This window comes from Seramator thermalis (assembly GCF_004138125.1).
GTDB lineage: Bacteria > Bacteroidota > Bacteroidia > Bacteroidales > Dysgonomonadaceae > Seramator > Seramator thermalis.
In genome coordinates, this window is record NZ_RXHS01000007.1 from 82,740 (window position 1) to 95,742 (window position 13,003).

A 13,003-nucleotide genomic window follows, 5' to 3' on the forward strand; every position below is an offset into this window, starting at 1 on the left:
GAACCGATGATAGAAGTACAAAATTTAATCAAGCAATTTGAAGGGAAAGTCGTTATAAATAATATCTCGACTAAATTCAAGGAGGGTGCAGTGAACATGATTATCGGGAAGAGTGGATCGGGAAAGAGTGTGTTTCTGAAATGTCTCGTCGGATTACTTCGTCCCGAAGGGGGGAAAGTTTTGTATGATGGAAAAGATTTTCTGAAAATGAAGCAGAAAGATGTAAAGAAGTTGCGCCGAAATATGGGAATGCTTTTTCAGAACGCAGCCCTCTTCGATTCCAAAACGGTGCTCGAGAATGTGATGTTTCCCCTTGATATGTTTTCACGTAAAAATTATCGGGAGCGAAAGAAGAGAGCCGAGTTTTGTCTGGAGCGTGTCGATTTGCTTGATGCCGCAAATCTTTATCCGTCCGAAATTAGTGGCGGTATGATGAAGCGTGCCGCCATTGCTCGCGCCATTGCGCTCAATCCAAAATATTTGTTTTGCGACGAACCCAATTCGGGTCTCGATCCCAAAACGTCGCAACTAATAGACGAATTGATTCAAGGCATCACCAAAGATTTCGAGATTACGACCATCGTGGTGTCGCACGATATGAACTCCGTTATGAACATTGGCGATCATATCATATTTATCAACGAAGGCGTGAAGGAGTGGGAGGGAACGAAAGATCATGTGATAAATTCGGATAATAAGGAGCTGAATGAGTTTGTATTTGCATCCGATTTGTTTAAAAAAATAAAGGAAGCGGAAGAAACCGGTCAAGAAACACGAAATTCTGAGCGTTGAATAGCGTTTCGGCCGCAAATCGACCATCATTATTTTTATTTGCCGGAAGCGAATGATCAAACAATTCGGAGGAGAAAGTTGTTTAAGGTTTTGCAGTTGCTTTCACTGCTTATTATAATAAAACCACATAAATATAAAATTTGAGTGGATGTTTCAAATCCGCTTTTTCAACAGACTAAATATGTCGAATTTACTACAAATAAAAAATTTACATGCCGTAGTAGAAGGCAAGGAAATCCTGAAAGGAATTGATCTGGAAGTAAATAAAGGCGAAATTCATGCCATAATGGGTCCTAACGGTTCGGGGAAAAGTACCCTCGCATCGGTATTGGTGGGAAATCCGAAATTTGAGGTTACTCGTGGATCAATTATTTTCAACGGAAAGGATATGCTCGATATGTCTCCTGAGGATAGAGCCAGAGAGGGCCTTTTTTTGAGCTTTCAGTATCCGGTGGAGATTCCCGGCGTGAGCATGGTTAATTTTATGCGTGCCGCAGTCAACGAACAAAGAAAATATAGAGGAGAAGAGCCCATCTCGGCCAATGATTTCCTCAAGCTCATGCGCGAAAAGCGTGAGTTGCTCGGGATGGATAGTCAATTGGTGAGTCGTTCGGTGAACGAAGGATTTTCGGGCGGCGAAAAAAAACGCAACGAAATTTTTCAGATGGCCATGCTCAACCCCTTGCTTTCAATACTCGACGAAACCGATTCCGGTCTCGACATCGATGCTTTGCGCATAGTTGCTGCCGGTGTCAATAAGTTGCATACCCCCGACAATGCTACTATCGTCATCACCCACTACCAACGATTGTTGGATTATATTCAGCCGGATGTGGTTCATGTGCTCTACAAAGGCAAAATCATTAAAACGGATGGGCCCGAACTGGCGCTCGAACTCGAAAAGAAGGGCTACGACTGGCTCATCAATCCTTAAACGGGATATGTTATTTTTTTGTTTTATTCCGTCTCGGACGGGATAGTTTTTATTATACACCGTAACAAGTAACAAATGACCGAACAACAATATATCGATCTGTTTGAAACCTATCGTGAAGAAATCGATCGGAATTCTTCCGACGGATTCAACAAAGAACGTCAGGCTGCTTTCGAAACTTTCGGCAAAATAGGTTTCCCAACCTCGAAACTCGAAGATTATAAACACTCCAATATTGCGAGAGCATTCGATACCGAATTGGGACTTAATCTGCGTAATATCCCGATTCCCGTGAATCCCTATGACGCTTTCAAGTGTGATGTTCCCAACCTGTCAACATTCGTATATTTCTTGATCAACGAACGTTATTATCGCAAAGCCCAAAATCCGAATAGTTTGCCTGACGGTGTGTTTGCGGGTAGTATGATCGATTTTTCGCAACAGCGCCCCGATATTTTTAATAAATACTATGCGCGCATAGCTGATTATTCGCAAAACGGCGTTACGGCTTACAACACCATGTTCGCTCAGGATGGTTTTGTACTGTATGTTCCCGAAAATGTCGTGGTCGAAAAACCACTTCAACTTATCAATATCTTGCGCGGAGGCGTTGACCTGAATGTAAATCGACGGCTCTTGGTGATCGCCGAAAAAAATGCACAAGTCAAACTCCTCATTTGCGACCATACGGTTGACGAAGTTCAATTTGTTGTTACGCAGGTTACCGAAATCGTAGCGCAGGAAGGGGCGCAAGTCGACTTTTATGAGTTGGAAGAGAATTCGGAAAAAGTTACCCGCCTTTCTTCGCTTTACGCCGAACAGAAGGAGAATTCTTGTCTGGTAACCAGCAGCATTACTCTCCACAATGGATATACGCGCAACAATTATCATTTCAGACTGCTGGGTCGGTATGCCGAAGCACATATTGGAGGATTGGCTATTTGCGACAAAGAGCAGCATGTCGATAATTTTGCTTTTATTGATCATGCCGTACCGCATTGTACCAGCAACGAATTGTTTAAGTATGCATTGCAAGAAAAATCGACGGGCGTTTTCTGTGGGAAAATTCTGGTGGAGAAGGGTGCACAAAAAACGCAGGCTTACCAAAACAATCGTAATTTGTCTACCTCGTCCGATGCCCATATGTATTCGAAACCTCAGCTCGAAATCTATGCCGACGACGTGAAATGTTCGCACGGACTTACTACCGGACAGCTTGATGAGGAGGCGTTGTTCTACTTGCAAGCCAGAGGAATACCCGAAGCCGAAGCACGCATGTTGCTGATGGTGGCTTTCACCAAAGATGTGATCGATTTGGTTCGTATCGACACTCTTCGCGAGCGACTCGAATATTTGGTCAATAAACGTTTTCGGGGCGAATTACTTCGTTGCGGAAACTGCAATGTCGCAGATAAAAAATGGATATAATTGAACTCAGACACGATTTTCCCATTCTTCAGCGGGAGGTGTATGGTAAGCCCCTGGTCTATCTTGACAATGCAGCTACTACACAAAAACCGCGCTGCGTGGTGGAAAAGATCGACGAGATGTACTTCACGCTCAATTCGAATGTCCATCGCGGTGTTCATTTCCTGAGTCAGGAAGCTACCCAAGCTCATGAAAATGCCCGAAAAACCGTGCAAAAATTCATAGGCGCTGCCTCTGAGTCGGAAATTGTGTTTACGCGTGGAACAACCGAGTCGATCAACCTTGTGGCTTCATCTTTTTGCAGAGCCTTCTGCAAAGAGGACGACGAGATTTTGATCACGGCCATGGAACATCATTCCAACATTGTTCCCTGGCAATTGCAGGCCGATATTCGCGGTGTGAAATTACGGGTAGCTCCTATCAACAGCCGAGGCGAACTTTTGCTTGACGAATTCGAAAAAAAAATTTCGCCGCGAACCAAACTTATATCCGTTACTCATATTTCGAACGTACTCGGGACAATAAACCCAATTGACGAAATCATTCGCATTGCTCACGAACATGATATCCCTGTTTTAATCGATGCCGCACAATCGGTTCAACATATCGGTGTGAATGTGCAGCAACTCGATTGCGATTTTTTGGTATTTTCTTCGCACAAGATATATGGACCAACAGGTGTTGGTGTTCTTTACGGAAAAGAAAAATGGCTTAACGCGATGCCGCCCTATCAAGGCGGAGGCGAAATGATTGCGAATGTTTCGTTCGAAAAAACCACTTATAACGAAATTCCTTTCAAATTCGAAGCCGGCACACCTGATTTTGTTGGCACAACCGGCCTTGCTTCGGCACTCGATTATGTTGCCGGCCTGGGCATCGACAACATTGCCGCATACGAAAAAGAATTGCTCGATTATGCGACGGAGCGCTTGAGCTCGATGGATGGAATGCGTATTTTCGGAGAGGCCCAAAACAAAAGCAGTGTTTTATCATTTCTTGTCAAAGATATTCACCCTTATGATGTGGGCACGTTGCTCGATAAAATGGGGATCGCGGTGCGCACCGGTCATCATTGTGCCGAGCCGCTCATGAACTTTTTCGGTGTTCCGGGCACTGTGAGGGCTTCTTTCGCTTTCTACAATACTCGTGGGGAAATTGATCTTCTCGCGAATGCGATAGAGCGAATAGTTAAGATGTTCTGATTTTTATTACCGGAAAAAAAGAAAGCGTATATTTGTCGGGTGTTATTTTTTTGTAATTCCATGGATGCTGATTTCAAATACACACACAACGAAGATAATGCCTTGTTTCTGCTCATCAAAAGCCGAGATAAGGAGGCTTTTACTGTGATTTATCGGAAATATCACGCCTATCTTTACGCATTGGCACTTCGCTATCTGAAAAATACGGACTTGGCAGAAGAAGCGGTGCAGCATGTGTTTGTGAAATTTTGGGAAAATACAAAAGATATAGAGATAGGCATCAATCTGAAGAATTATCTCTATACCATGACCAAAAACTATATTCTCAATCAGATACGCGATCATAAGGACACAATCTCGGTGTATTACGCAAATGCGCAAAACGAAATTGCGGACGACAATCATTTTCTGCAACGCATGGAAGAGACACAAGTTTTAGAAACGCTCTATCGGGCTATCGATTCGTTGCCTGCTCAAAAAAAAGAAGTGTGCAAATTGAAAATCGAAGAGGATATAAGTAATCAGGAAATTGCCGATCGAATGGGAATTTCTGTACACACCGTAAAATCGCACTATCAGGAGTCTGTCAAAATGATTAGAACGTACTTCCGGAAAATAAAATTGATGATATTTTAAAAAAGTGCATTTTACACTCATTTTTTTTCGTTTTCGTGTGTCTATTTATTAAATAGAACAGGTATTTTTATATGCAATCATCCGAAAAAGCAACACTAAAGAAGGTAATCGAGGAAAAGTCGTCGAAGGAACAAGCGCGACAAACTGTAGATTGGATCTCATCGTCTATCGAGGGACAGCAGGCTCTTTCGGAAATGATCGACAGAGATGCATATCTCATGGAAGATGAGTTTCTTAATGTTAAAATATCATCTGTTCAATCCGATAAAATTTTATCGAACATTCTCCGAGATATCAGACGTAAGCATATTCGCAAAGTGACGTATGGCGTTGCGGCGGTAGTAATTCCTCTTGTATTGCTGCTCGGATGGGTTGTTTTATCGAATCCTGATGCGCAAATTTTTGGAAATCCAACTTACGCCGAAATTTATGTCCCGAGAGGCGACAACGCTCGAATTTTTTTTCAGGACGGGACTCAAGCATATCTGAATGCTGACACCAAAATTCGTTATCCCAAAAAATTCGGACTTTTTAAGCGGAAGGTTTTCCTTTCGGGGGAAGCTTATTTTATAGTTTCGCCAAACAAACATCGTCCTTTCATCGTCAATACGGGAAGTGCGGACGTTCGCGTTTTAGGAACGTCGTTCAACGTAAAGGCCTATAACGATGATGAGCAAATAAAGGTGGTTCTCGATGAGGGAAAGATTACCTTTGATACACCAACCAATCGTTACAAAGTTGCTCCGGGACAACAAATTGTTTACGACAAAACTGCCGGTGCCTGTACGATACAAAACTTGCCTCAATCTTCCAATATATCATTGTGGAAATATCAAATCACTTACCTTAACGATACACCCCTTTCAGAAGTTATTCGTACGCTCGAACGCAAATATGACGTATCTTTCCGCATCAAAGACCGTGAGGCCTTAAAATATACCTATACTCTCACTACCCGACAAACATCACTCGAAGAAATCTTGTCTGAACTTCAGAAAATTGCGCCTGTGAAATTCATGAAGAAAGGGACAGAAATAGAGGTTTCGCTTTCCTGAGGCAAATTCGGTAAACCCTAATTTTTTATTGGGGTTGCTGTATTTTTATTTAATGTTTTATTTTTTTATTTATTTCCTAATACTTTTTGCTGCCATTCGTGTCAATACAATAAGTTTAAAAAATCTTCGAGATGTTTTATTTATGAGAATTTAATAACATTTTTTTACGTTTAATTTATTAATACAAAAGACCATGGGAAAAATTCTATCTGGGAAGCGTGTAATGTTGCTGCTTGGAATCTTTTTGTTTAGTTTGAGCGTTAGTTCGGCGCAAAAAGTGAGTGCAAATTATACGAAAACAAATCTGAAAACCGTGCTGGAAAGTATTTCAAAACAAACGGGTTACACTCTGGCTTACAGCAAAGAGGTTGTAAACCTAAGCGATGAAGTAACCATCCATGTTACTGATGGAGAGCTTTCCGATGTCCTTGAGACATTGCTTTCGCCCCGTAATTTGGGTTATGAAATTAAGGATGGGAAAATTTACATCCTTTACAAAAGTCGAGAAAAACAGTTGACATCGATGGACGTCCCATCGCCTCAACAAAACAATGTGCAGAGTGTAAGTGGAATAGTAACTGATCAGAATGGAGAGCCAATCATCGGGGCCAATATTTCGGTAGTTGGTACTACTATGGGTACAATTACTGATGTAGATGGAAAATATTCGATCAATGTACCACGTGGCTCGGTTTTGCGTTTCTCGTACATTGGCTACGTCGATCAGGAGTTTACGATTACAAATCAGACTACTTTAAACGTCATATTACAAGAAAATGCCGAGTTATTGGATGAACTGGTTGTTATAGGTTATGGTGTTCAGAAAAAGAGCGTTGTAACTGCAGCTATTAGTCGAGTGACGTCAGAGGAACTGAATACTGCGCGGCCATCGCGGGTAGAAGACGCATTAAAGGGAAAAGTGTCGGGAGTTCAAATCACACAAAGCTCGGGGCATCCGGGAGCTGAATCTAAAGTTCGCATTCGCGGTATCGGCACTGTAAATAACAGTGATCCTCTGTATATCGTAGATGGAATGCCCGTAGACGGTGGAATAAATTACCTTAATCCGGTTGATATACAATCTGTAGAAGTGCTTAAAGACGCAGCTTCTGCTGCTATTTATGGGGCACGCGCTGCAAATGGCGTAATTTTGATAACAACCAAATCCGGAGAAGGTGCTATTGGGGCCGCAGCAGGGAGACCACTTATCAATTATGATTTCAATTACGGGTGGCAAAATCCCTGGAAGAAAAAATCTGTATTGAATGCCCAGGAATACATGATAATTATGAATGAAGCTCAGATTAATGATGGAAACTTACCAAGATATTCATTCGATCAAATTTCAAATCAAATCAAAGGTACTGATTGGCAAGATGAAACATTTAATTAGGGTCTCCTGAATTCGGTCAATCAATTGATATTTAATAAAATAAGTTCGTATTTTCTTGTTATTTTCGGGAAAAAGTCGTACATTTATGGGCAAAACGGCTACATTATGAAATACAACTCGCAAGCAAAACAACTACGACTTGATATTTTTTCGGGCACACTCGAGAAATCGCTCGATCCATCCAACCGGTGGTATAAATTGGCGAACCTGATGCCTTGGGACAAGATTGAACGCATCTACAATAAGAGTCTGCGCAACCAACATAGCGGAGGAGGCAACAAACCTGCCCGCATGGTAATTGGAGCATTGATCATCAAGCACAAGATGAATCTTTCGGACGAAGAAACCATCCGGCTCATTGCCGAGAATCCTTACATGCAGTATTTTATCGGATTGGAAGAGTTTACGAGTAAACCGGTATTCGATTCGAGTTTATTCGTTTACGTTCGCAAACGCATGAATGTCGAATCAATCAACGAAATGTCGTTAGCCGTGATGGAAGCAGAACGGGGAAAAAGCGTAGAATCGGAAGGAGGCGGAGGAAATGAAAGCGATAATGCGGATAAGAAGAAAGACGAACGGAAGAATGAAGATGACAGTTTTGTCGATGAAGAAGGCATGCTTCACAAAGGGAGCATAAAGATAGATGCCACGTGTTGCGATGTGGAAGTCAGGTATCCCACGGATCTTGACCTGCTCAACGATGCCCGAGAAGTCAGTGAACGTTTGATAGACAAGCTGTGCCGCTTAAGTGGCAGTCCAAAACCACGAACACATCGCAAAAGAGCAAGACACCACTATCTTCAGGTAATCAAGAAAAAGAGGAAGTCGAAACAACTCATCCGAAAGGGAATCAGACAGCAATTGGGTTATCTGTGTCGTAACCTTCGAAGCATAACCGATATCGTATCGAAAGGCTCCACCTCCATGTTCGATTCGCTGACGAAAAAAGAGAAGCAATGGATAGGAACGATCATCAAGGTTTATCATCAACAGAAAGGGATGTATGATACTCACACCCATCAGTGCCCCGACAGAATTATCAGTGTGTTTCAACCCCATGTTCGCCCTATTGTCAGAGGGAAATCCAAATCAAAAGTAGAGTTCGGTTCAAAGATAGGAGTCAGCGTGGTTGGCGGTTACACTTTCATCGATCACTTCAGTTGGGATGCCTATAACGAGTCAGAGGATATGGAGCGGCACATCAAGGCCTATTATGAACGTTTCGGATATCTTCCGACCACCTGTTATGCCGACAAGATTTACATGAACAGGGAAAATCGGGCGCTTTTGAAGCGTTACCACATAAGAGCAGCCGGCAAGCCGTTGGGCAGGCCTTCCAAAGAGATGCAGACAGAAGCCTGCCGGAGGGAAGCAGCCAAAGACGAGGGGAAAAGGAATGAAGTTGAATCTACCTTTGGAACGGACAAAAGAGTCTATCGGGTAAACAATGTGCGGGCCAAACTTCCCGATACTGCCGACGTGTGGACGGCAGCATGTTTCTTTGTGAAGAATGTTATGAAGTTCCTCAAAGGGCTTCTTTTTGTCTTATTCGAAAAGATGATGTTGGAGGTTAAGAAAAAATTTTCTGCCATAAATCGGGAACTTCTCTTCTCCCTAAAAACTGTGGCCTGATATATATGAATTTAAACGGAATTATTCAGTGAACCCTAATTATGATGCACCTGTTCAATCACATCAACTTAGTATAAGCGGAAATTCCGAAAAAATATCGTATTTCTTATCAATGGGTTTCTTTGGTCAGGATGGAATTGTTGGTGGTAATTATGGGAAATCAAATTACGAAAGGTGGAGTTTGCGTACCAATTCTACCTATAAGGTTTTCGAAGAAAAAGATCGAGATTTTGTTAATAGTCTCAAAGTTGGTGTGAATGTCGGCTATTCTCGTGACAATTCCACCGGTATTGAAACTAACTCTGAATATGGTTCGGTACTTGGAAGTGCATTGGCTTTTAACCCTAGAGTTCCTGTATATGCTCCCGAAACCTCTTCCGATCCAGATATTCAATCAGTCGCTTCAATATTAGCGTCTCATCCTTATGCCGTGACCGATAAAAACGGAAATGTATTTTCGATTCCACCCTCAGGATTTCAGGAAATAGCCAATCCCGTGGCGATGCTTAACCAACCACGTTCAGATAAGTGGAATTCTGATAAGTTTGTCGGCACATTTTGGGGCGAATTGGATGTGGTGCCTGGTCTGAAATTTAAGAGTAGTTATGGTTTTGATCTGGCATTTTGGGGCGATGATGGCTATGAATATCCATATTTTTTGGCTACGCAGGGCAAGGATGTGAGCCAGAGTTCCGTTTGGAGTCAAATGAATCGAGGTTTCAAATGGCAAGTTGAGAATGTATTTACCTACAACAAATTATTTAGGGATGTACATAATCTGACATTTGTGTTGGGCCAATCAGCTCAAAAATACACTTATCGTCAGGTAGGAGGAAGTGATTATGATTTATTGGGTAACGATCCTGTATTAGCGACTATTAATGCTGCCACTGCAGATCGAGACAAAGAAAGAATTTATGGTGGCACTGGAGGATATAATTTTACGGCGCTGGCTTCATATTTTGGTCGTCTCGATTACAATTATGCGGAAAGATATATGTTGCAGGCAACTATTCGAAGGGATGGATCGTCAAGATTTGGGCCTAATAACAAATGGGCTGTATTTCCTGCTCTTTCGTTGGGATGGAATGTGTTGAACGAACCTTATTTAGAAGAAATTCGCCCGGAATGGATGGATGCTTTCAAACTTCGTTTCAGTTGGGGAAAAAATGGTAATGAAAATATTGGCAATTTCCGCTATACATCATTGATGGATGGTGGGCAAAATTATTATTTCGGAGGTGGATATGTAGTTTCTTCTGACTCAAAAAACGGAGTGATGCAATATGGAACATCTCCATCGGCTCTGCCAAATCCGAATGTTAGATGGGAGGAATCTGAACAAACGGACTTGGGTTTTGATGCTCGTTTTTTGCGTAATGCCCTTACGTTTAGTTTCGACTATTTCGTGAAAAATACAAACGGAATGCTGATGGATCAACCAATTCCGAGTTACGTTGGTCAAAGTGCACCGATTGGAAATGTAGGCGATATGCAAAACCGGGGGCTCGAATTTGAAATTGGATGGAAACAAACTCTCGGCGAATTTAAGTACAATATTTTGGCAAATGCTTCATATCTCAAAAACAAATTAATAAAACTTGGGAATGCTTCCGGAGAAGCTATTTATGAGACCGCCGGCGCTTCAGGGTTGGGTAGTTTCATCAAAGGTAAAAATGGAGAAGTATGGCCATTCTTTTATGGTTACAAAACTGACGGAATATTCCAAAATATTGAGGAGGTTAATGCTTACGTGAATTCAGACGGAGTGACATATCAGCCTAAAGCTCAGCCGGGCGATGTCCGTTTTGTTGATTATAATGGAGATGGAGTAATAGATGATAACGATAAGACAAAGATAGGGAAAGGAATGCCGGATTGGACATTTGGATTTTCGTTTGGGGCTGAATGGAAGAATTTTGATATGAACTTGTTTTTCCAAGGCGCTCAAGGAAATGATGTATTCGATTTTTCTATGCGAGGGGATATTCCTGCAATGAATCGTCCATCGTGGATATTGGAACGCTGGCATGGAGAGGGGACCTCTGATAAGATACCTCGTATGACGAGTGCCGATCCTAACAGCAACTGGAGATCATCGGATCTTTATATCAAGAACGGCAGCTACTTGCGATTAAAAACGGCACAATTAGGCTATACCTTACCTCAGGTTTTGACAAAGAAAATATCCATTCAGCAGCTAAGATTATATGTGTCTGCTGAGAACCTATTCACATTCACCGGTTATAATGGATTTGATCCTGAGGTTGCAACGGGCGAGTATACCCGTATCGGAGTCGATAGAGGTGTTTATCCTCAATCAAGAACAATTTATCTTGGAGCGAATGTGTCATTCTAACCTATTAATTCTAAATATATAGAAAAAATGAAAAAATATAAATTTATTGCAATCATAGCTACTCTCGTGATAGGAGTTTTTTCTATGATTTCTTGTAGTGACGATTTTTTAAGTGCATCGTCGACCGAAAAACCCGAGTACGGAGGTGCGGCTACGGAAGGATCGATCCTGTCAAATCTTGCGTCTGCATATCAAATTCTTTTGTTCGACAGTTATGCAAATGGCAATTACAATGCGGTTTTATTAATGTCGGATCTGCGGTCAGATGATATTTATAAAGGTGGAGGTAGTGCCGGTGATCAGGAACAATTGTATAAACTGTCGCAATTTACATCCACCGCTGCTTCGACACTGGATGGACTCTGGAGTATCTATTTTACGGGTTTAGCTCGAGCTAACAATGTTATCATATCCTGTGAAAATGCTTCTGGTGTTAAAGAGGAAAAACTGGAACAATATAAAGCTGAGGCTCATTTTCTGAGAGCATATTATGTGCATTTGCTTTGGAAATTTTGGGGTAATATTCCATATTTCGAAGAACCACTTTCCAATCCTCCGTATATGGCCAAGCAATTACCGGCTGACTCAATTTACAATAAAATTTTGAAGGATGTTGATTTCGCTTGCGTTGAAGGAAGGATCCCCATGAAAACCGTTGGAAATGATCTTGGTCGTGTTTCGCGGGCTGCGGCACTTATGTTGCGGGCAAGGGTGGTGATGTATCAAAAGGATGCTTCGCGTTATGCTCAAGTTACCAATGATATGGCCACAATTATCAATAGCGGAGAATATGAACTCTTCGAAGATTTTGATGCCATGTGGAGAGACGAGAACGAATTTTGTAAAGAATCCATTTTCGAAAGCAACCAGCTTCCTGAAGGAAAAACATGGGGAAATTCATGGAGCGGTTATGGCACGAACCTGCCTGCGTTTATTTCGCCAGCCGATCTCAAAGATCCTAATTCTGTATTCAAAGGAGGTTGGGGCTTTGGCCCTGTGCGTCAGAGTGCTTATGATATGTATGAAGAAGGAGATGTACGTCGTGATGCTTCAATTAACAAATGGGAAGATGGATCTTATACCGCTCGTTTTCAAAATACCGGTTTGTTTCAACGCAAGTACGCTGCTCGCGTTGGATATAATCCGCCTCCCGGTGATGTCGATTTAAATTATTGCAACAATTTACGTATTTTCCGCTATGCAGAAACATTATTGAATTACGCCGAACTTATAGTGTTACATGGGCAGTTCGAGGTTCAAGGCATTACCGCCCAAGGATGTTTAGATCAAATACGTAATCGCGCAGGAGTTCCTTCAATTACGGCAAACATAGAAAATATTAAACTCGAACGCCGTCGTGAATTTTTAGGTGAAGGGATGCGTTTTTGGGATTTGGTAAGATGGGGAGATGCCACAAGTGTTTTGACTGAGGATCTGCCTGAACATAATTCTGTACGTACTTTCTCCGAGTGGATGAAATATATACCTATTCCACAAGGTGAGATGGAGAAAACGAAAGGAACCGAATTTGAATTGACGCAAAACGGAAATTGGAATTAATTTTGTTTC

The 13,003-nt window shown here is 41.9% G+C and carries 9 protein-coding genes and 1 pseudogene; all 10 read left to right on the forward strand.

Translation table 11 applies throughout. The features are described 5' to 3' along the window. Window positions 1-6: 6 nt before the first annotated feature. The 10 genes and pseudogenes from EJN84_RS06650 to EJN84_RS06695 all read left to right on the forward strand — a co-directional run bounded on the left by EJN84_RS06650 (window position 7) and on the right by EJN84_RS06695 (window position 12,994). Entirely contained in the window at window positions 7-792 is a 786-nt protein-coding gene (locus EJN84_RS06650; protein ID WP_129594690.1) for an ABC transporter ATP-binding protein, read from the forward strand. Window positions 793-973: 181 nt separating this feature from the next. Next, entirely contained in the window at window positions 974-1,726 is a 753-nt protein-coding gene (gene sufC, locus EJN84_RS06655; protein ID WP_129594691.1) for a Fe-S cluster assembly ATPase SufC, read from the forward strand. Between the two features lie 75 nt (window positions 1,727-1,801). Then, a complete protein-coding gene (gene sufD, locus EJN84_RS06660; protein ID WP_129594692.1) occupies window positions 1,802-3,154 on the forward strand; it encodes a Fe-S cluster assembly protein SufD in 1,353 nt (450 codons plus the stop codon). Then, window positions 3,145-4,356 carry an aminotransferase class V-fold PLP-dependent enzyme gene (locus EJN84_RS06665; protein WP_129594693.1) on the forward strand — a complete coding sequence of 404 codons (1,212 nt, stop codon included), beginning with the start codon at window positions 3,145-3,147 and terminating at the stop codon, window positions 4,354-4,356. The genes sufD and EJN84_RS06665 overlap by 10 nt, the downstream gene beginning before the upstream one ends. Before the next feature lie 60 nt (window positions 4,357-4,416). Continuing rightward, window positions 4,417-4,992 carry an RNA polymerase sigma-70 factor gene (locus EJN84_RS06670; protein ID WP_129594694.1) on the forward strand — a complete coding sequence of 192 codons (576 nt, stop codon included), beginning with the start codon at window positions 4,417-4,419 and terminating at the stop codon, window positions 4,990-4,992. A gap of 71 nt (window positions 4,993-5,063) precedes the next feature. Next, on the forward strand, window positions 5,064-6,047 hold the full coding sequence (locus EJN84_RS06675; protein ID WP_129594695.1) for a FecR family protein: 984 nt from the start codon (window positions 5,064-5,066) through the stop codon (window positions 6,045-6,047). A gap of 223 nt (window positions 6,048-6,270) precedes the next feature. Further along, a pseudogene (locus tag EJN84_RS06680) lies at window positions 6,271-7,437 on the forward strand (TonB-dependent receptor plug domain-containing protein); the annotation flags it as partial. A gap of 108 nt (window positions 7,438-7,545) precedes the next feature. Beyond that, window positions 7,546-9,075, forward strand: coding sequence for an IS5 family transposase (locus tag EJN84_RS06685; protein ID WP_238943951.1), 1,530 nt, complete (start codon window positions 7,546-7,548; stop codon window positions 9,073-9,075). 28 nt (window positions 9,076-9,103) lie between these two features. Then, a complete protein-coding gene (locus EJN84_RS06690) occupies window positions 9,104-11,434 on the forward strand; it encodes a SusC/RagA family TonB-linked outer membrane protein (RefSeq protein WP_238943952.1) in 2,331 nt (776 codons plus the stop codon). Window positions 11,435-11,461: 27 nt separating this feature from the next. After that, the gene (locus EJN84_RS06695) at window positions 11,462-12,994 is read left to right on the forward strand and encodes a RagB/SusD family nutrient uptake outer membrane protein (RefSeq protein ID WP_129594697.1); all 1,533 of its coding nucleotides are present in this window, start codon (window positions 11,462-11,464) and stop codon (window positions 12,992-12,994) included. Window positions 12,995-13,003 lie beyond the last annotated feature (9 nt).